Below are 18,608 nucleotides of genomic sequence, written 5' to 3'. Positions count from 1 at the left end.
CGCGTGCCGCGCCACAAGGGGCAGGCGCGCTATGCCGCGCTTTTTTCGTGCCGGCAACGGCAGTTGGGGCAGTTGCCCTTGCAGGCGTGCTCTTTTTTGGGGGCGGGCACGGTGAGGATGCGGTTGCCCGTGGCCGCCATGAGAAACCCGTTCTCCCCCTTGAAGTGCACCCTCTCTCCGGCAATGCCCCCCTGCTGCAGGAAGGTTCTGATATTTTCCGCAGCATCGGGCTGCACATGCGTGATGCCGCGAACGTCAAGAAAAATGCGCTGGCAGCTCTCCTGATGGCTTTGCAAAAAACGGACCAGTTCTTCGGCCTGCGGCATTTCCAGAGGGCCCTTGAGGCGGATGTGCAGATTGTCGTGGCTGAAACGGTGGGAAAGGGAGGACGGGGAAGAAAAGGGAATCGTCGGACTCATGCATGCCTCCAGTCGGTTTTTTCTGGGGACAGTCTGGCAAAAAATTTGAACCGCGTCAAGAGATTTGAAATTTGATTTCAAAGTTTGCAAAAAAGAATTTCAATACTGAAAAAAGAAGGCGAATGCACACGTTTTTGTTTTTTCTTTCAGGATGATGGCTGTGCGCTTGGGGACAGGGGGGCGGCTTCCGGCAGTTTTTTGTTGCGCAAAAAAGCGTCCACAAGCCCGAAGACTGTTTCGTTGCCGCAAAAAACGCCTTTGCTGATGGCGGCCTTGTATGCGGGCAGACTGGCCTCGAAGCGGCGCAGCAGTTCCGGCTCCAGGGTCAGCATGTCGGCCTGCATGCCGTAGCCCAGGCGCTCGACATACAGGGCGTTGAAGCGCTGCTCCACCATGGCCTTGAGGGGCAGGGTCAGGATGGGTTTGCCCAGATGCAGGGCCTCGCTCATGAGCGTGTGCCCGCCGCCCTGGATCACATAGGAGCAGCCTTCCAGCAGGCGCAGAAAGCCCTCTTCGCTCCTGGGCAGAAAAACAACATTGTCTTCCCGCCCTCCGGTGCGGTCATAGCCGAACACATAGCAGGTTCTGCGGGTGGCCGCGCGCAGAAAATCCACCAGCCTGCGGTGTGTGGAATTGCTCTGGTACACGAGCACATGCCCGTCGTCGCGGGGGGTCAGGCGCAGCACCTGATCCCGCAGAATGGGCGGCACCACGCGGGCATTGTACCGGGGCAGCACCGGCGGCGCGTAGAAGGAGATGATCAGGTTGGCTTCGGTCGGCCGGAAAAGATGGCGCGGCGTCAGTCCCTGCACAAAGGCGTCCCACCAGAGTTGCGGCGGCAGGTCGTGGCGGCAGCAGGTGATGATGTGCTGGTGATCCAGGGTCAGGCAGGGCAGGCCCGCCTGCTCCGCGGCGCGCGGCACAAAGTATTCCAGGTCTGTCATGCAGACATCAGGCCGGAAATCGTCGATGATGCGCAAAACGCTTTCCACATGGCGGCGTCTGTGGAGCAGCAGGGGCACTGCACGGCGGACTGTGGCCCACACGTCCACACGGTAGTTTTTGAAGACCGTGCCCAGATTGGGCATGCGGCGCACAGGAAATTCCGGTTCCAGAACACCGGGGGCGTCGTCATCGGCCACAAACAGGAACTGGTGCTCCGACAGGCGGCGGGCAATGGTCAGGCCACGCATGGCGTGGCCGTGGCCTGTGCCGTGTATGCCGTAGAGTACGCGCGCCATGTTTCTCCCCTGTCCCTCCCTGTGCCGTCCGCAGCGCCTGCGCCGTCCTGCAAGGGCAGCTCCCGCGCGGGCCGGGCAAAACGCGCGGGCATGGCGCGAAAAGTAGCAACGCGCGGGCACGGCGTCAATCGTCATTCTTGACGCCCGGGCGCGCGCTGCCTATAGTGCGGGCCAAAGGAACGGGAGGGGCGGATGCGCGTTTTGGCTCCGGCGGGTGTGGTCTGCAATGTCACCATTCCGGTGTTCAACCGGCCCCGGTGTACGCTGGAGGCCATCCAGGCCCTGCACGCCACGTCGCGGGAAGTGCCTTTTTGCATCACCGTGGTGGACAACGGCAGCGATGCGGAACTGGTCCGCTCTCTCTCCCGCCTGCATGCCGACGGCATCATTGACCATCTCTTTCTTCTGCCGCGCAACATGGGCGTGGCCTGCGCCGCCAATGTGGGCTGGGAACTGGTGCCCGCCCCCCTGTACATGAAGCTGGACAACGATACGGCTCTGGTGCGGCGGCACTGGCTGCGCGACCTCCTTGCGCTCTGGGAGCACGGGCAGGAGCTTTCCTGCCTGGGCGGGGCCTTTGACCGCTCCATGCTGCGCCGGGCACCGGGCGCTCTTGCCACGCCCCACGGCGAGTTGGGCGTGTGCCTGGGCAATCTGCCCGGTCAGGCCGTGCTCATTCCGCGCGCGGTTTTTGACAGGCTTGGCTTCTGGAACGAGGAATACGGCCTCTACGGGGGCGAGGACGGCGACTACGGCCTGCGCATGCAGGCGGCGGGTTTTGTGCAATACTATTACCACGGCCCCGACTACTTTGAGAATCTTGAGGAGCCTGACGACAACCAATCCACCTATGCCGCGCGGGGGCTGGACAAACGCCGGATGCACCGTGAACTGGTCATCCGCGACAATCTGTGCATGGGCAGGCTCTTTCTGAACAAGCTGCTCTATCTTTCCGGCCTGCGCTCCCTGCGCCCCATGCGCCGTTATCTGGTGGAGGATGTGGACAGTCAGGGCCGTGTTGTCCTGAAAGAGTCAAAAGAATACAAGGAATTCCAGCGGGAGCTCGCGCGCGTTGCCGCGAGCCTGAACAAGCGCTTTCGCGAACATATCATGGCCTACCGGCTGGACGACGAAACAGCCGGTGCCCTGCGCGCCGTTCTGGGGCGGCACGGGCAGGCCGCAGAACGCCAATGCGGCGGGAGTGGACATGAATACACGCAAAATCCGTGAAGATTTGGGCCGCGTCAAGGCCAGTTGCATGCGCCGGGACTTTGAGCGCGCCCTGTTTTTGACCATTTCCGCCCTCAAGGAGTTGGGAGGGCAGGCCGCTCCTTCGGATCTGCGCGGCGATTTTCGCACTGCCATGTCGTACCTTGTGGCAGACCCGGAGTACAAGGCGCGGATAGGCGAGGCGGGCGGCGCGTCCGGGGGCGGGCAGGCCGCTCTTCTGGCCCAGGGCGGTCAGGGCGGTTATCAGCCGGGGGCTGAAAGCGAACTGCTTGCCACGCTGAACAAAATGTACCGCGCCATCAAGGGGCAGGAAAATGAAGAGGAATATCAGGCCGCCCTGCAGCGCAAACTCGCCATGGACCACCACTTGCGCGACGGCAGGAAAAAACTGGCGGAAGGCAAACCCTCGGAGGCCGATGCCTTTTTTGCCGAGGCTCTTGCCCTGTACCGTGACGAAACGTCCATTTTCGGCATGATGGCCAAGGCCATGATGGACGCAGGAGAATATGTGCGCGCTCTGGGGCATGTGCGCGCAGGCCTCAAGGTGATGCCGCAGAATCCGGATTTGCTGCGCATGGCCGAAGAATGCGCGCAACTGCGTCAGAAAACATAAGCCCGTATCGTGCCGTCAGGCCGCTGTGCGGCCTGGGCGGCGTCCACCGAGGGCACGGTTTTTGCTTTTCCATGTCAGATTTCCGGCGGCGGCAGCAGCCCCGCAAAGGAGCAGACATGGTGGAGCAAAACCGGAAATATTTTCCCTATCTGTTGCTGGGGGCGGTGCTGACGGCCTGTACCCTGTTCTGGAGCGTCACGCTCTGGCAGGCAGCCGCCGGGTACGACGGAGGCCGTCTGGTCTACGCCCCCGGATTCGTGGTCAGGGCCGATGCCGTGCAGGCGGTCAGGCTTGTGCCCCTGGCCGGGGCCGTTCTGCGCAATCCCGCAGTCAATCCCCATACGGATCGCAGTATTTCTCTGGCGTGGTGAGGCGCGCTGCATCCCTTGCCCCGGCAAAGGCTTGCGCTCCTGCCAGTTGACTTTTTGGGGGCGGCAAGCATACTTGCAGTTTCTGCCGGAGCGAATTTTTTCGTCCGGAAAAAAAGCAAAGGAGCGCACGTTGGCACGAAACCGGGCATTGCAACAGTGGAGGGTGGAGGATTCTGTCGAGCTTTACGGCATCAACAGTTGGGGTGCCGGGTATTTTGACGTTTCCGACAAGGGCGATGTGGTCATCTGCCCCCACGGCCCGCGCGGGCCGCAGGTTTCCATACCGGAGATCATTGCCGGCCTGCACGAGCGGGGCTATGACATGCCTGTGCTTTTGCGTGTGGAGAATATTCTGGACGCGCGCATTGCCAATATCCACGATTCTTTCCGCAAGGCCATAAAAAACCTCAATTATACCGGATCCTACCGTGGCGTTTTTCCTGTCAAGGTAAACCAGCAGCAGCAGGTGGTGGAAAAGATCACCCAGTTCGGGGCCAAATACCACCATGGGCTGGAAGTCGGCTCCAAGGCCGAGCTTATCGCCGCCATTTCCCTCATGACCGACCGCAAGGCCTGTGTCATCTGCAACGGGTACAAGGATGAGGAATTTATTGACCTTGGCCTTCAGGCCCTGCGCCTGGGCTTCAACGTCTTCTTTGTGCTGGAGATGCCCAGCGAGCTTGAGGTGGTGCTGGAGCGCAGCAAGGCCCTCGGCGTCCGGCCCAATATCGGCGTCCGGGCCAAGCTCTCGTCCAAGGTCGGCGGCCACTGGACGGACTCGGGCGGCGACCGCTCGACATTCGGCCTGTCGCCCGCGCAGATTGTGGACGTGGTGGACACCCTCAAGGCCAGCGACATGCTGGATTGCTTCCAGCTTCTGCACTACCATCTGGGCTCGCAGGTTTCCAATATCCGCGATATCCGCACCGGCGTCATGGAGGGCGCGCGTCTGTATGTGGGGCTGGTGCAGGAAGGCGCCCCCATGGGCTATCTGGATCTTGGCGGCGGTCTGGCTGTGGACTATGACGGCACGCACACCAACTATATTTCCTCGCGCAACTACAGCCTTGACGAATACTGCACCGACGTGGTGGAGGCCGTCATGAGCATTCTGGACGAGCAGGGCGTGCCGCACCCGCACATTATCACCGAGTCGGGGCGCGCCACCGTGGCCTACTACTCCGTACTCCTTTTCAATATTCTGGATGTCAGCGTGGTGGAGGAGGTGCACCTGCCCGAAAGTCTGCCCGAGGATTCTCCGGAGCCTGTGCGCAATTTGCGCGAAACCCTTGCGGGCATCAGCCTGCGCAATTTGCAGGAATGCTATAACGACGCCATCTACTACCGTGACGAAATGCGGCAGATGTTTTTTGCCGGGCGGGTGACCCTGCGCCAGCGCACCCTGGCAGAGCGTTTTTTCTGGGCCATCATCATGCGCATCGCACAGGAGAAGACGCGCCTCAAAAACGTGCCCCGCGATCTGGCCGACATTGATGTGAGCCTGGCCGACATTTACTACGGCAATTTCAGCGTGTTCCAGTCCCTGCCGGATTCCTGGGCCATTGACCAGATATTCCCCATCATGCCCGTGCACCGTCTCAAGGAGTTTCCGTCACGTCAGGCCATCATTTCAGACATTACCTGCGATTCCGACGGTCGCATCGACCACTTTATCGATCCGCAGGGCGTCAAGCCCACGCTGGACCTGCATCCCCTGCGGGACGGAGAGGAATATTATCTGGGAGTTTTTCTGGTGGGCGCGTATCAGGAAACACTGGGCGATCTGCACAATCTCATGGGGGACACCAATGTTGTCTCCATCCGTGTGGCCGAAGACGGAACGTATGAGTATACCCGCGAAATACGGGGGGACTCTGTGGCGGATATTCTGAGCTATGTGGAGTATGAACCGCGCCGTATCCTGGAGGATTTGCGCAGTACGGCAGAACAGGCAGTGCGGCAGGGCCGCATTTCGCCCAGCGAGCGTTTTGCCATCATGCAGGCCTTTGAAGACGGCCTGCGCGGCTATACCTATTTTGAACGCTGAGTTGCGGAAAACCGCGCTTCGCGGGCGTGCGCCGTCCAATTTCGCGGGTGTGCCCGCCTGACGCCAAAAGCCCCGCAGGCCGAAAAGACCTGCGGGGCTTGTTGTACGCGCGGTATTCTGTGTTCTATTTGACGCTTTCCGCCATCACGTCCAGCATGAGGGCTTCGGGCTTTTGGGAGCAGGCTTCCAGATAGGCCGTGAGGCTTTCGTTGCTCTCCAGCACCGAGGCGGGCTTGCCGCTCTTGCCGCGATGGTAGCCGTCAAGCCAGATCACAAAACCGCTGCCGTCATCAGGATTGTCGCCATAGTCCTTGCAGGTGGTCTTGTCTGCCTTCCACGGGCCGTCAGCGGGTGCGGGCAGTCTTTTGCGGACTTCTTTCCACAAAACAGCCGCCTTTTCGGTGGGCTTTGCCTGGCAGGCGGCAAAGACCTCGCCCAGCACCGCGGGCATGGTTGCCGGGTCGGCAACGGGCATGTTCAGGGATGCGCCCACAAAACCGTCAAGCTGAAGCCCGGTGAAAATGGGCGGTTCGCCCGCGGTGGTGATGGGCTGGGTTATGAGCTCCGCGCAGATATAGGTGGCGGGGTCGATTTTTGTTTCAGGGGCAGCCTGGGCTGCCAGGGGCAGGGAGAGCAGCAGGCAGCAGGGCAGCAGTATTTTTTTCATCAAAAAATCCTCAAATTTCCGGGTTGTTTTTTTTGTCGCGGAAACCGGCCAGCAGGCACAGTTGCCAGAATTTTCTGCAACGCACGGTGCCATGCCTGCCGGGGCGCGATGCCCGGCGGCCCGGACAGCACACCAGACCGGCCAGGAAAATCTCGGCGGAGGTTGCTTACAGTTCCGGCGGGAGGTTTTGCAACTCCTGCCAGGTGAACACAGGCCCGTCCACACAGACGTAGCGCCCGCCGATATTGCAGCGGCCGCAGATGCCGATGCCGCACTTCATGCGCTTTTCCAGCGTGGTGACAATATTTTCCGGTGCGAACCGGAGTTTTTCCAAAGCCTGCACCGTGAATTTGATCATCACCGGCGGCCCGCAGAGCACGGCCACGCAATTTTCGGGGCTGGGATTCAGTTCCAGCAGAACATGGGGAATCAGGCCCACCTTGTGCTCCCAGCCCTCAAAGGGAGCGTCGATGCACAGGGTACAGTCCAGATCTTCACGGCGCAGCCAGTCTTCCGTTTCATAGCTGTAGGCCATGTCGCGCGGGGTGCGCGCGCCGTAGAGCAGGCTGACCTTCCCGTAATCGGCGCGGTTTTCCAGCACATGCAGCAGAATGGTGCGGATGGGAGCCATGCCGATGCCGCCGCCCACAAAAAAGATGTCCTTGCCCTTCCAGTCGGCATAGGGAAAGAAATTTCCCAGCGGCGCGCGCACGCCCACCTTGTCGCCCGGCGACAGGCGATGGATGGCGGCGGTCACCTCACCGGCCTGCATGACGGAGAACTGGAGGTACTCCTTTTGCGAGGGCGGGGAATTGATGACAAAGGTGGATTCGCCCGCGCCGAAAACCGAAAGTTGTCCCACCTGTCCCGGCTCATAGTGGAAGGAGCGCATGGCTTCGGCATCGTCCAGCACCACGCGCAGGGTTTTTATGTTGCCCGTTTCCTGAATGACTTCGGCCACGGTTGCCGGCATGGGCAGATAGGGATTTCCCGGCATCAGGGGGCGGGGTGTGATTGCGCCCCGGCGCGGCGCGGGAGCGGCAGGAGCAGAAGCCTTTGACGCGGGAGCTTTTGCCGGAGCAACGGGCGTGGCCCTGACCGTGTCCTTGACCGTGTCCTGTTTGACCGCGGCTTTGGATTTTGCGGGAGTTTTTTTGCTTGCCATGGTCGCTCCTACTTTTCAGTGGTCTTTCCGTCTGCCATCGCGGCCAGCACAATGGAACGGATGTCCAGACAAACGGGGCAGTTGCTGATGCAGCGGCCACAGCCGTTGCAGGAGAAGGCTCCCCAGTTTTCGGGATAGGTGGAAAATTTGTGCGAAACGCGGTTGCGCATGCGCAGGGCCTTGGAAACGCGCGGATTGTGCCCGCTGGCTTCGCGCGTGAACAGCGAGGACATGCAGGTGTCCCAACTGCGCAAACGGCGTCCGCCCTTTTCACTCAGGCCTTCGCCCTCATCGGTGATGGTGAAGCAGTAGCATGTGGGGCAGAAATAGGTGCAGGCCCCGCAGGAGAGGCAGCTGTTGGTCTGCTCCTGCCAGAATTCTTCGTCAGTAAAGCGCTCCGCCACCTTTTGCGCGGCGCTTTTGAGATTGGGGGCCGGTTGCAGGCTGGCCCAGGCCGCCTTGCGGGCTTCCTCGGCCCTGGCAAAGAGTGCGGCCCCGTCTTCCAGGGGAGCGGCCGCGAGTATCTCCGCGCCCTTGGGGGTAATGGCCTGCAATACATATCCGGTGTCGATCTCTGTCATGAGTACATCGGAACCTTCGGGCGATGTGGGCCCGCCGCCCACCCAATGACAGAAGCAGGTATTGCAGCCGCGCGGGCAGGTCAGGGTGAAGACCGTGAGCTGTTCGCGCCGGGCCTTGTAGTAGGGGTCGGCAAACGGCCCCTGAAGATAGGGGCGATCCAGAACCGTGTAGCCGCGCGCATCGCACGGGCGGGCGGCAAAAACCACGGTCGGACAGGCCTGCGGGGTGTCGTCCAGGCTCAGGGCAAGGCGGCCGGGATTTTCCGCATCTCTGGTTTTTTTGAAGCGCAGCAAAACTTCGCATTGGGGCAGCACGGCCTCCTTGGCGGGCACAGTGGCCTTGTCCAGCGTGAAGGGCTTGCCCGGCTGCCAGGGTTCAAAAACAACAGACCTCTTGGCCGCAGGTTTTTCCGCCGGAGCCAGGACGCGCCGCCCGTCCTGGGCAAGAAAGGCGAGAAGGGCGGGCAGGCCGTCGGGGGCGACAAAACGGATCGTGCTCATTTCCAGTCCCTCTCATGGATGTTCTTTTCCACCACTTCATAGCCCAGCAGGGGCGGAACATGGGCGGGGTTGAGGCCCGGCTTGTAGTCGTCAAAAAGCTGGCCCACGGCACGGGCGATCTGCTGGCGCAGGGCCAGAATGGGAATGCCCACGGGGCAGGCCCTCTGGCATTCGCCGCAGCCGGTGCAGCGCCCGGCCAGATGCAGGGCGTGGATGGTCTGGAAAAAGAGTTTTTCCCTGGCACTGTCCTCCTGCGTCATCCAGTGCGGATCGCGGCTGTCAGACACGCAGTAGTCGCGGCAGACGCACATGGGGCAGGCGTTGCGGCAGGCATAGCAGCGCAGGCAGCGCTCCATCTGTCCGCGCCAGAAAGCCAGCCTCTCGTCAAGGCTCATGGAGTCCAGCAGGGCCAGTTCCGGCGGGGTAAAGGGGCCGGGCTGCACGGGGGCGGGCAGCCCCAGGCGCGTATCGGCCAGCACGGCCGATGGCGTGGTGCAGCCGTAGCATTTGCCCTGGGCATGATCCACCATGCAGAAGCGTTCTTCGCGGCCATCGGCCACAATGGTCACGCCAGCCTCGTCATACCGCACGTCATCAATGCTGGTGTAGCGGCCGAGCTTCTGCTCGACGCGGGCCATGTCCAGTGTGCCTTCACAGGGCAGGGCAAAAATGGTCACGTCCTCGCGACGGATGAGGTCTTCCTGCAAAAGTTCCACCACAGAGCGCGAATCACAGCCCTTGACCACAATGCCCACCTTTTTGCCCTTGAACGAAGGCAGGTAGACGGCGGGGTTGTTGACGTTCAGAGGGCCCCATACCAGCTTGTCCACATCTTCCGGTTTTTTCATGAACAAAGGCACGGTATGGGCCGCATCGTGGCCCTGCTGCCAGCCGATAACACAGTCCAGTTCCGGCAGTTTGGCCTTGATGGCGGCCTTGAGTTCGTCCAGGGCCGCAGTCTGGCCCGTGCCCAGGGGGCGCAGGGCGCTCAGCGCCATGTCCGCCACCTTGAGCAGAGGCTCGTGGTCTTCCAGTCTGGGCGCGGGCCCGAGTTTGTGGATGCGGTCGGTGAAAACCGTGACCACCTGTTGCCAGCGCTGGCCTTCGGAGGCCGAAACCCAGGTATATTCGAAGCGTCTGTCGTCAATGCCCAGCACCGGCAGAAAGTGCTTGAGGATTTCCAGGCGGCGGCGCGCATAGAAATTGCCTGCGGCATAGTGGCAGTCGCGGGGGTGACAGCCCGAAACCAGCACGCCGTCCGCACCGTTGAGCAGGGCCTTGACGATAAAGAGCGGGTCAATGCGGCCCGAGCAGGGCACGCGGATGATGCGCAGGTCCGTGGGCTGGGTGGCGCGCGCCACCCCGGCTGTGTCCGCACCACCGTAGGAGCACCAGTTGCAGAGAAAGCCCACGATCCTCAGTTCTTTGCCCTTCAGCACTGACATAAGGCGTTTACCTCCGCAAGAATCTGGTTGTCGGTGGAGTGGGAGAGCTGAATGGCGCCCTGCGGACAGGTGGCCGTGCACAGGCCGCATCCCTGACAGACGGTTTCAATGACCTGGGCCTTGCCTTCGCCGCGAATTTCCACTTCCTTGATGGCCCCGAAGGGGCAGCAGCGGATGCACTTGCCGCAGTTGACGCAACGTTGAATGTCCACCTGGGCGATCTGCGGGTCACTCTCCAGCTTGTCCTTGGCAAAAAGGGCCAGCACCTTGGCGGCAGCGGCGGAGCCTTGTGCCACGGAGGCGGGAATGTCCTTGACGCCCTGGCAGACCCCGGCCAGAAACACGCCGGCGGTGTTGGTTTCCACAGGCTTGAGCTTGACGTGGCTTTCCATGAAAAAGCCGTAGCTGTCATAGGAAATGCGCAGTTTCTCGGCAAGTTGGGGGGAACCTTTGCTGGCTTCCGCCCCTACGGCCAGAACCACCAGATCGGCCTTGATTTCCAGGGGGCTGCCCAGCAGAGTGTCCACACCCATGACCGAAAGCTGCCCGTTGCCGTCGGGGTATATCTGCGAAACGCGGCCCCGTATGTATTCGGTTCCGTATTCCTCCTGTGCGCGGCGGGTGAACTCGTCGTACATTTTGCCCGGAGCGCGGATGTCCATGTAAAAAACATAGGACTGGGAATCGGGAATATGGTCCTTGGTCAGGATGGCCTGCTTGGCCGTGTACATGCAGCAGAAACCGGAGCAGTAGGGGCGTCCCACGGATTTGTCGCGGGAGCCGACGCACTGCACAAAGACGATGCTTTTGGGCTCCCGTCCGTCGGAGGGGCGCTTGATGTGCCCGCCCGTGGGGCCGGAGGCCGAGAGCAGGCGCTCATACTGCAGGGAGGTGATCACGTCGGGGTAGGCTCCGCCGCCGTATTCCTGATAGACGGTCCAGTCCATGAGGTCATACCCTGTGGCGGCGACAATGCTGCCCACCTCCTCGGTGACGATCTCGTCCTCCATGTCATACCTGATGGCCCCGGTGGGGCAGATTTTGGCACACACGCCGCACTTGCCCTTGACAAACTGGCGGCAGTGCGCGGCGTTGATAACGGCCTTCTTGGGAATGGCCTGGGGAAAGGCAATGGTGATGGCCGTGGTGTTTCCGGTCAGTTCGTTGAAGGCATCGGGCGTTTTCTTGCTCGGGCATTTTTCGGTGCAGGCCCCGCAGCCCGTGCAGAGGCTCCAGTCCACATAAGACGCGCGCTTGCGTATCTTGACCTGAAAATTGCCCACATAGCCCGAAATGTCTTCCACTTCCGCATAGGCGTAGAGGGTGATGTTGGGATGCTGGGCCACGTCCACCATTTTGGGGCCCAGAATGCAGGCCGAGCAGTCCACGGTGGGAAAGGTTTTGTCCAGCTTCGCCATTTTGCCGCCGATGGTGGCATCCCGCTCCACCAGCACCACGGGCACGCCGCCGTCGGCGCAGTCCAGAGCGGCCTGAATACCGGCAACGCCCCCGCCGATAACCAGCACCCGCTTGGTCACGTCAAAGCTCTTGGCCTGCAGGGGCGCGTTGCGGCGCAGCTTTTCCACGGCCAGAAGCACCAGTTCCGCGGCCTTGTTGGTATTGGCCTCCATGTCTCTGCCGATCCACGAAACATGCTCGCGGATATTGGCCATTTCCAGCATGTAGCGGTTGAGCCCCGCCCGCTCCACCGTGCGGCGGAAGGTAGGCTCGTGCATGCGCGGCGAGCAGGAGGCCACTACCACGCCGTCCAGCTTGTGCTCGTGAATGGCGGCCTCAATGGCGGCCTGCCCCGGTTCGGCGCAGGTATACATGGGGTCGTCGGCATACACCACATCGGGGTAGGCGCGGGCGATTTCGGCCACAGCGCCGCAGTCCACGGTTCCGGCAATGTTGCTGCCGCAGTGGCAGACAAAGACGCCTATTCTCATGACCTGCCTCCTTCACCGGCCCTGTTTTTCGCCGTCTGCGTCACGGCATCGGCGCGGCGCAGGTCTTTCAGTTTCGCAATGAGGGGGTCGGCGCTGACGCAGAGTTTGTTCAGGCCGAGTTTTTCCCAGGGCAGATCAAAGGCCAGGCCCATCACCTGGGTGTAGTAGAGCACGGGCAGATGGAAAGCGGAGCCTGTTTCTTTGGCCGCCTGTTTCTGGCGCAGGTCAAGGTTCATCTGGCACAGCGGGCAGGCCACCACCACGGCGTCCACACCAAGGCGGGAGGCCAGTTCCAGAATACGGCCGGAGTTGCGCGCGGTCATGGGCCGTTCGGGAATGCCGAACGATGCGCCGCAGCAGGCGGTCTTGAGGGGAAAATCCACCATTTCCGCGCCACAGGCGCTCAGCAGGCTTTCCATGAGAGTGGGATTTTCCGGGTCGCCAAAGTCCATGACTTCGTGCGGGCGGCTCATGAGACAGCCGTAGTAGGCAGCCAGGCGCAGGCCCTTGAGGCTGATGCGTACCCGCTGCGTGATGGCCGGAATGTCCAGATGCTGGGCCATGCCCTGCATGACGGACATGACCTGGGGAAAGGCCGCGGCCGAAGGGCCGTCCAGCAGTTCGTCCACGCGTTGCCGGAATTCCGGATTTTCCATGCGTCTGGATGCCAGCCGCAGATTGGAAAGGCAGCTGGGGCAGGGGGTGAGCAGGCATTGGGCGTTCTGGCGGGCGGCAATGTCCAGATTGCGTGCGCAGAGCGCGGCAGAAAGCTCCGTGTCCACGGCGTGCGCCGGGGTCGAACCACAGCAGTTCCAGTCGGGAATATCTTCCAGAAGGATGCCGAGAGCCTTGCAGACGGCCTGGGTGGACATTTCGTAATCCGCCGAGGATCCGTGGGCGGAACAGCCCGGATAATAGGCAAATTTCATGGCCGCACCCCCTCGCGTCTGGCCCGCTCCCTGTAGCGGCGGAAGATGCGCGAAACCTGATCCGCCCCTCCGGGCAGCACATGCGGCTTGAGGCCCAGCTTGCCCTTGGCCAGCGCCTGGGGGGCCAGATCCAGATCCGTGAGAACACGCAGAGAGCGCATCATGTACAGGGCCATGGTGCCGATTTCGTGCGTCCGGCCGAAGGCGCGCACCGTGTCCAGAAAGGAGAACCAGAATTTTTCCACCTTGGGCACGGTCACCACGCCTTCCTTGCGGGCCATATGGCGCAATGTCTCCATGACTCCGGCCACGTCGATCCCGTTGGGACAGCGCAGGCTGCATGTGGAACAGGACAGGCACATCCAGATGGAGCGGGAATGCAGCACCTGATCTTTCAGGCCCAGTTGCACGGCGCGCATGATCTGGCTGACCTGGAGGTCGTAGGTGAAGCCCGCCGGACAGCCTGCCGTGCAGTTGCCGCACTGGTAGCAGGTGGACACGTTCTGGCCGCTCTTTTCCTCCACATGGGCGGTAAAGGCGGGTTCGCGCATCCGGTTCAGGAGAATGGCGTCGCTCATGGAGAATGCTCCGGGTTGCAGAAACTGGGGCATCGTTCCGGATACCGGACGCAGCACAGGCGGCGTCCCCGCGATGCTCCGAACAATGTAATGAAAGGCAGCGATATATCAGAACATGGAAAAAGTCCAGAGTGCCCCCTTGCGCCCGCCAATGGCGTGCTGCAGGGCTTTGCATCTGTTCCGTTCTGGCATAAGAAAGGGCGGTATGGCTTTGCGCGCCAACGCGCGCGGAGGTACTCCGTCTGCTCATCGAAACAGCGGACTGGAACGGACTGCGCGCCAACGCGCGCGGAGGTACTCCGTCTGCGAGGTAGACATGAAAAAATTTCTCCGCTTCCGTTTGTGGCTGTTTTTGTGCACCCTGCTTGGGGGAGCGTGCGTCATGGCTTCCGGCCCGCAGCAGGCGCTCAACCGGATGGCCGATGCTCTGACCCAAAAAGACAGCGCGTCCTTTCTGGAACACATGGACATGAAAGCCTTTGCCGTCAATGCCGTCAAAAACATGACCAGGGAGGATCAGGCCCTGGGCGTCCTGGACTCTGTGGGAAAACTGCTGGGGCTGGGGAGCATGGAAAAGCTGCTGGGCAATGTTATTGACATGGAGGCACGCCAGCACGCGCAGTTTGTGCGCGGCGTATCAACAGGAGAGCTTGTGGCGCACTGCACCAAGGCCGATACTCCGGATTGTCCGTGGGTGCCGGAAAGCCTGCGCAAGGCAAAAATTGTGGAAGTGGATGCCGATGCCGCCGTGGCCCGCGTTACCACACCGGCCAACATGGCAAGCTGGCTGGCCCTGCGCAGGGTGGACGGGCACTGGCGCGTGGTGGGGCAGGCAGCGATGGAGAGCGCGGCCAGGGAGTATGCCGGGCAAAAAAATGTTCCCAACCCTGGGGAGTCGGGGGCAGGACAGCCCAAGGCCGCCCCTGTTCCGGAGAAAAGGCAAAGCCCTCCGGGCGCAACAACAATCTGAGGGCAGGCTCACTGCCGGGGCATGGCGTTTGTCGGGCAGGAAATCTTGCGGGGAAGGAGCAATTGTTCCAGTTCTTCCAGCAGCGCCTTGCAGCCTTCACCTGTTGTGGCTGAAAGGGGCAATGCCGCAGGAAAGGTATCAGCCAGTTCGGCGCGGGCATGCACGGCAAGCAGATCCCATTTGTTGAGGATGAGAAGGCGCGGCAAATGCGCCAGTTCCATGTCTTCCAGAATATTTTCCACCGCGCTGATCTGCAGCAAAACATCGGGGTGGGAGGCATCGGCCACATGCAGCAGAATGTCGGCGGCCTCCAGTTCTTCCAGCGTTGCCCGAAAAGCCTCGGCAAGCTCCCTGGGCAGATTGCGGATGAATCCCACAGTGTCAGCCAGGATGATTTCCCTTACCGCGGGAAAGCGCAGCCTCCGGGTGGTGGGATCCAGAGTGGCAAAAAGCCTGTCCTGCGCGAGCACTTCGGAGTGGGTGAGGGTATTGAGCAGGCTGGATTTTCCTGCATTGGTATAGCCGACCAGCGCGGCCAGGGGGATTCCCTGACGCGAGCGGCGGGCACGGGTGGCGGAACGCTGCCTGCGCAGCAGATCCAGATCCTTGCGCAGGCGGGTCACGCGCTCGCGAACCTTGCGCCGGTCTGTTTCCAGCTTGTTTTCGCCGGGGCCGCGTCCGCCGATTCCGCCCATCAGGCGGTCCATGGCGCGGTTTTTTCCCACCAGGCGCGGCTGGGTATAGCGCAACTGGGCAAGCTCCACCTGAAGTTTGCCCGCGCGGCTGACCGCGTGCTGGGCGAAAATATCAAGAATAAGCTGGGTGCGGTCAATGACCTTGCGCTCGGTGATGTCCGCAAGATTGTGCAACTGGGCGGGGGAAAGCTCGCCGTCAAAAACAAGCATGTCGGCCCGTGTCTGCAGGGCCAAGACTTCCAGTTCGGCCATTTTGCCCTTGCCCAGAATGAAACGGGGGTCTGCCCGGGAAAGCCGCTGGGTCATGTGCCCGACCACGGTCAGGCCCGCTGTCCGGGCCAGTTCCGCCAGTTCTCCGATATTGCGTTCCTGCACGGCGGCGGGCAGCATGCTTGCGGAAACCAGCAAGGCCCGCGGGGCATCGCCCGCGTCGCGGGCAGCCCCGGCAAGGGCGTCCATCTCGTCTTCCAGAGCTTTTGCCGTGGCGGCAAGCTGCGCCTGAGTGTGGTTCCAGGGGCGGAGTTCCCCCACATGGCAGTGCTGCCCGTTGACGTTTTCGGGCAGGAGGTGCGCCGCCTGCCACTGCACAGGTTCTCCTGCGGGGCTGACCGTGAGTGCGATGACGGCATCCAGGCGCAGAAAGAGCATGTCCATCAGGTCTTCCTGGCTCAAGCCGTCTGCGGTCAGGTGCGTGTGCACAAGGCGCAGGCCCCGCAGCCGCCCCGCGCCGCCGCGCATGCGCGGCAGTTCCGGAATCAGCAGGCCGCCCGTCTCTCCCACAATGACCGTCTGTACCCGGCCCTTGCGGTCCACAAGAAGCCCGATCTGCCTTCCCACAGCGCGGGAAAGCTGCGCGATTTCCCGCGCCTGCTCCAGGGTATAGACGTCTTCCGCAGGAAAACGCCGGTTGAAAAGCCTGGTGAGCGCAGCGAGCTGGCTTGGCTTCAGCCCCTGCAAATTGCCTTCGGGTTTTGGAATGGCCGCCTCCGAAAAAGACAGTCGTGCGTATCGCGGCCCGTTTTCACGGGCGCAGGTAGGAGGTGATCAGCGCGTCATACCTGGAAGTGGCCTCAAAAGCCCGGGAGGCCATGGCCTGACGGAATTGCAGGCTGACGCTCATGGCATTGCCGCTCATTTCGGAAATGGCCGTGGCGTACCACTGGGGAGAGGGCAGCACCAGAACGCTGTGGAAATTCTTGGCCGCAGCGCGGAGCATGCAGGGGCCGCCGATGTCGATTTCTTCCACGGCCTGCTCCAGAGAGAGCTTTCTTTCCACTGCTCCGGCAAAGTCGTACAGGTTCACGCATACGAGATCAAAAGGAAGAATGCCCGCATCCTCCAGTGTGCGCATGTGCTCGGGATCGTCCTTGCTGGCCAGTATCCCCGCGTGGATTTTGGGGTGCAGGGTTTTGACGCGGCCTCCGAGAATTTCGGGAAAGCCCGTAACCTCGCTGACGGCGGTCACCGGCAGCCCGGCTTCCTTCAGCGTTTTCCATGTGCCGCCGGTGGAAACCAGTTCAACGCCGTTTTCCACAAGAAAGGCGGCAAAATCCGTCAGGCCGCTTTTGTCCGTGACGCTGAGAATGGCGCGACGAATGGGCAGGTTTTCCATATGGGGCTCTCCTCAAGGTGTGAGCTGTAGCGTTGCTGTGCGGGTGCACTGTTTTTGTAGCCCAGAATGCCCGTTCAGGCAATGTGCGGCTTGCCCTGAACCTCCGGGAAGGCTATGCTTTTTTCGGTTGATGGCGGGGTTTTGCCGTGCGGGCGGTGCGCCCGCGAAAAACCGCTGCAACGGCGCGGTAGGGCTGTATCCCGGTTCTGGTGTTTTTCGCGGCAACCGTGTGCCGTGACGGGGAAGGTCGTGCCGCCCTGCGGGAGGATCTGTGCTGTTCAAATGTGTTTCGTGGAATGTTAACGGCCTGCGGGCTGTTTCCGGCAAGCCGGAATGGGAGTGGTTTGCGCGTACGGACGCGCAGGTGGTGGCCCTGCAGGAAACCAAGGCCCACCCGGAACAACTGAACGAGAGTGTTCGCAACCCCGGGGGATGGGAGGCGCACTGGTCATGGAGCACCGGAAAAAAAGGGTATTCCGGGGTTGCCGTGTTCAGCAAAGCGCCCGCACTGCACGTGCAGGCCGAACTGCCGCAGGAGGAATTTCAGGGAGAAGGCAGGCTGCTGCACCTGGAGTATCCGCAATTCCATTTTTTCAACGGCTACTTTCCCAACGGCGGCGCGGAAATTCTGGACGAAAACGGCAAGCCCACGGGAAAATTCAAACGTGTCCCGTACAAAATGGGATACTTCGAGGCTTTTCTGGCCTACGCCGAAAAGTGCCGCAAGACAAAGCCGATAGTGGTCTGCGGCGACTTCAATATCGCGCACAGGCCCATAGACCTTGCCCGCCCCAGGCAAAATGAAAAATATACCGGGTTCCTGCCGGAGGAGAGGGCATTTCTGGATCGCTTCACGGCCATGGGCTATGCGGACACCTTCCGGCATGTCCATGGCGAAACGCCGGGGCACTATTCCTGGTGGTCCTACAAGAGCCGGGCGCGGGAAAAGAATCTTGGCTGGCGTATCGACTATTTTTTCGTTTCACAGGAGTTATTGCCCGCCGTGCGGGATGCCTGGATCGAAAGCGATGTCTACGGATCAGACCATTGCCCGGTGGGCCTGAGCCTGGAACTGTAACCCTGTTCCCCGCATCCCGTTGGCGAAAGCGAGCCGGAAACCGTGTTTTGGGATTCAGCGATCCTCATCAACCGCAATGACCGGGTGATGTACTGCGCGTTAGTCCAGCAACCCCAGAAGCCGGGCAATCCTCTGCTCGTTCAGGCCCGAGTGCGCCAGAATCATTTCCTGACTGTGCTGGGCGGCTTCGGCTTCAACCTGGGCGAGAGCCTGCTGCATTTCTTCGGTATTGAGCATGCGCGGCGTTGCGGGGGGGGACTGCTCCAGAACGGGCGCTGCGGCTGATGCGGTTTTGTCTGCAGGGGCCGCGGGTGCCGCGGGCGCGGCCGCCGCACGGTTGGCCGGCAGCATGGCGTTGACCCTTTCCTGAAATGTGGGCAAAAGCGGGCCTCTGTCATTGTTGCGGAAGCGGAATTCCAGTTCCATATTGTTTCTCCTTGCCCTTCGTGCGCTTGGCGCACGGAAAAAAGCCCTGCGGAAAATTTGGCCTTCGTGTCTTGCTGTGCAGAGAACAAGC

General features: G+C 61.6%; 18 protein-coding genes. 6 read left to right on the top strand and 12 right to left on the bottom strand.

Translation table 11 applies throughout. The features are described 5' to 3' along the window. Positions 1-29: 29 nt before the first annotated feature. Both EII23_RS00555 and EII23_RS00550 read right to left on the bottom strand, forming a co-directional pair. On the bottom strand, positions 30-419 hold the full coding sequence (locus EII23_RS00555; RefSeq protein WP_124791122.1) for a squalene cyclase: 390 nt from the start codon (positions 417-419) through the stop codon (positions 30-32). A 146-nt stretch (positions 420-565) separates the two neighbouring features. Next, positions 566-1,795 (bottom strand): glycosyltransferase family protein, encoded by a 1,230-nt coding sequence (locus EII23_RS00550; protein WP_260424530.1) that lies wholly within the window; start codon positions 1,793-1,795, stop codon positions 566-568. Between the two features lie 57 nt (positions 1,796-1,852). On the opposite strand from EII23_RS00550, the gene EII23_RS00545 reads away from it, so the two are divergent. The 4 genes from EII23_RS00545 to speA all read left to right on the top strand — a co-directional run bounded on the left by EII23_RS00545 (position 1,853) and on the right by speA (position 5,921). Next, a complete protein-coding gene (locus tag EII23_RS00545; RefSeq protein WP_124791121.1) occupies positions 1,853-2,890 on the top strand; it encodes a glycosyltransferase in 1,038 nt (345 codons plus the stop codon). Beyond that, positions 2,868-3,503: a hypothetical protein gene (locus EII23_RS00540; RefSeq protein ID WP_124791120.1), complete on the top strand. Its 636-nt coding sequence runs from the start codon at positions 2,868-2,870 to the stop codon at positions 3,501-3,503. The genes EII23_RS00545 and EII23_RS00540 overlap by 23 nt, the downstream gene beginning before the upstream one ends. Positions 3,504-3,619: 116 nt before the next feature. Further along, positions 3,620-3,874 (top strand): hypothetical protein, encoded by a 255-nt coding sequence (locus EII23_RS00535; protein ID WP_124791119.1) that lies wholly within the window; start codon positions 3,620-3,622, stop codon positions 3,872-3,874. 130 nt (positions 3,875-4,004) lie between these two features. Next, entirely contained in the window at positions 4,005-5,921 is a 1,917-nt protein-coding gene (speA, locus tag EII23_RS00530; protein ID WP_124791118.1) for a biosynthetic arginine decarboxylase, read from the top strand. A 124-nt stretch (positions 5,922-6,045) separates the two neighbouring features. On the opposite strand, the gene EII23_RS00525 is transcribed toward speA, so the two are convergent. From EII23_RS00525 to EII23_RS00495, 7 genes are all read right to left on the bottom strand, one after another. Then, the gene (locus EII23_RS00525) at positions 6,046-6,588 is read right to left on the bottom strand and encodes a hypothetical protein (protein ID WP_124791117.1); all 543 of its coding nucleotides are present in this window, start codon (positions 6,586-6,588) and stop codon (positions 6,046-6,048) included. Between the two features lie 166 nt (positions 6,589-6,754). Further along, the gene (locus EII23_RS00520) at positions 6,755-7,585 is read right to left on the bottom strand and encodes an FAD/NAD(P)-binding protein (RefSeq protein ID WP_124791162.1); all 831 of its coding nucleotides are present in this window, start codon (positions 7,583-7,585) and stop codon (positions 6,755-6,757) included. 176 nt (positions 7,586-7,761) lie between these two features. Further along, on the bottom strand, positions 7,762-8,835 hold the full coding sequence (locus tag EII23_RS00515) for a 4Fe-4S dicluster domain-containing protein (protein ID WP_124791116.1): 1,074 nt from the start codon (positions 8,833-8,835) through the stop codon (positions 7,762-7,764). Beyond that, positions 8,832-10,280, bottom strand: coding sequence for a hydrogenase iron-sulfur subunit (locus EII23_RS00510; protein WP_124791115.1), 1,449 nt, complete (start codon positions 10,278-10,280; stop codon positions 8,832-8,834). The genes EII23_RS00515 and EII23_RS00510 overlap by 4 nt, the downstream gene beginning before the upstream one ends. Beyond that, positions 10,268-12,229 (bottom strand): CoB--CoM heterodisulfide reductase iron-sulfur subunit A family protein, encoded by a 1,962-nt coding sequence (locus tag EII23_RS00505; RefSeq protein WP_124791114.1) that lies wholly within the window; start codon positions 12,227-12,229, stop codon positions 10,268-10,270. Before EII23_RS00505 ends, EII23_RS00510 begins: the two co-directional genes overlap by 13 nt. Beyond that, positions 12,226-13,158: a CoB--CoM heterodisulfide reductase iron-sulfur subunit B family protein gene (locus EII23_RS00500; protein ID WP_124791113.1), complete on the bottom strand. Its 933-nt coding sequence runs from the start codon at positions 13,156-13,158 to the stop codon at positions 12,226-12,228. Before EII23_RS00500 ends, EII23_RS00505 begins: the two co-directional genes overlap by 4 nt. Continuing rightward, complete coding sequence (locus tag EII23_RS00495; RefSeq protein WP_124791112.1) at positions 13,155-13,736, bottom strand: 4Fe-4S dicluster domain-containing protein; 582 nt, start codon at positions 13,734-13,736, stop codon at positions 13,155-13,157. Before EII23_RS00495 ends, EII23_RS00500 begins: the two co-directional genes overlap by 4 nt. A 316-nt stretch (positions 13,737-14,052) precedes the next feature. Here EII23_RS00495 and EII23_RS00490 point away from each other — a divergent pair, with 316 nt between their 5' ends. Continuing rightward, complete coding sequence (locus tag EII23_RS00490) at positions 14,053-14,706, top strand: hypothetical protein (RefSeq protein WP_124791111.1); 654 nt, start codon at positions 14,053-14,055, stop codon at positions 14,704-14,706. Positions 14,707-14,714: 8 nt separating this feature from the next. Here the strand turns inward: EII23_RS00490 and hflX are convergent, their stop codons facing one another. Both hflX and EII23_RS00480 read right to left on the bottom strand, forming a co-directional pair. Then, a complete protein-coding gene (hflX, locus tag EII23_RS00485; protein ID WP_124791110.1) occupies positions 14,715-16,358 on the bottom strand; it encodes a GTPase HflX in 1,644 nt (547 codons plus the stop codon). A 64-nt stretch (positions 16,359-16,422) separates the two neighbouring features. Beyond that, positions 16,423-17,013 carry an IMP cyclohydrolase gene (locus EII23_RS00480; protein ID WP_124791109.1) on the bottom strand — a complete coding sequence of 197 codons (591 nt, stop codon included), beginning with the start codon at positions 17,011-17,013 and terminating at the stop codon, positions 16,423-16,425. A gap of 271 nt (positions 17,014-17,284) precedes the next feature. On the opposite strand from EII23_RS00480, the gene EII23_RS00475 reads away from it, so the two are divergent. Beyond that, positions 17,285-18,091: an exodeoxyribonuclease III gene (locus EII23_RS00475; protein WP_124791108.1), complete on the top strand. Its 807-nt coding sequence runs from the start codon at positions 17,285-17,287 to the stop codon at positions 18,089-18,091. A 99-nt stretch (positions 18,092-18,190) separates the two neighbouring features. On the opposite strand, the gene EII23_RS00470 is transcribed toward EII23_RS00475, so the two are convergent. Continuing rightward, positions 18,191-18,517 carry a pseudouridine synthase gene (locus EII23_RS00470; protein ID WP_124791107.1) on the bottom strand — a complete coding sequence of 109 codons (327 nt, stop codon included), beginning with the start codon at positions 18,515-18,517 and terminating at the stop codon, positions 18,191-18,193. Positions 18,518-18,608 lie beyond the last annotated feature (91 nt).

The sequence above is a fragment of the Desulfovibrio sp. OH1186_COT-070 genome (genome assembly GCF_003860215.1).
Taxonomy (GTDB): Bacteria; Desulfobacterota; Desulfovibrionia; order Desulfovibrionales; family Desulfovibrionaceae; genus Desulfovibrio.
This window is presented reverse-complemented; position numbering and strand designations above follow the sequence as displayed.

Coding starts and splice junctions, on each gene's coding strand:
- EII23_RS00555 (WP_124791122.1), bottom strand. CDS start 419: ATGAGTCCGACGATTCCCTTTTCTTCCCCGTCCTCCCTTTCCCACCGT.
- EII23_RS00550 (WP_260424530.1), bottom strand. CDS start 1,795: ATGACGATTGACGCCGTGCCCGCGCGTTGCTACTTTTCGCGCCATGCC.
- EII23_RS00545 (WP_124791121.1), top strand. CDS start 1,853: ATGCGCGTTTTGGCTCCGGCGGGTGTGGTCTGCAATGTCACCATTCCG.
- EII23_RS00540 (WP_124791120.1), top strand. CDS start 2,868: ATGAATACACGCAAAATCCGTGAAGATTTGGGCCGCGTCAAGGCCAGT.
- EII23_RS00535 (WP_124791119.1), top strand. CDS start 3,620: ATGGTGGAGCAAAACCGGAAATATTTTCCCTATCTGTTGCTGGGGGCG.
- EII23_RS00525 (WP_124791117.1), bottom strand. CDS start 6,588: ATGAAAAAAATACTGCTGCCCTGCTGCCTGCTGCTCTCCCTGCCCCTG.
- EII23_RS00520 (WP_124791162.1), bottom strand. CDS start 7,585: ATGCCGGGAAATCCCTATCTGCCCATGCCGGCAACCGTGGCCGAAGTC.
- EII23_RS00515 (WP_124791116.1), bottom strand. CDS start 8,835: ATGAGCACGATCCGTTTTGTCGCCCCCGACGGCCTGCCCGCCCTTCTC.
- EII23_RS00510 (WP_124791115.1), bottom strand. CDS start 10,280: ATGTCAGTGCTGAAGGGCAAAGAACTGAGGATCGTGGGCTTTCTCTGC.
- EII23_RS00505 (WP_124791114.1), bottom strand. CDS start 12,229: ATGAGAATAGGCGTCTTTGTCTGCCACTGCGGCAGCAACATTGCCGGA.
- EII23_RS00500 (WP_124791113.1), bottom strand. CDS start 13,158: ATGAAATTTGCCTATTATCCGGGCTGTTCCGCCCACGGATCCTCGGCG.
- EII23_RS00495 (WP_124791112.1), bottom strand. CDS start 13,736: ATGAGCGACGCCATTCTCCTGAACCGGATGCGCGAACCCGCCTTTACC.
- EII23_RS00490 (WP_124791111.1), top strand. CDS start 14,053: ATGAAAAAATTTCTCCGCTTCCGTTTGTGGCTGTTTTTGTGCACCCTG.
- EII23_RS00480 (WP_124791109.1), bottom strand. CDS start 17,013: ATGGAAAACCTGCCCATTCGTCGCGCCATTCTCAGCGTCACGGACAAA.
- EII23_RS00470 (WP_124791107.1), bottom strand. CDS start 18,517: ATGGAACTGGAATTCCGCTTCCGCAACAATGACAGAGGCCCGCTTTTG.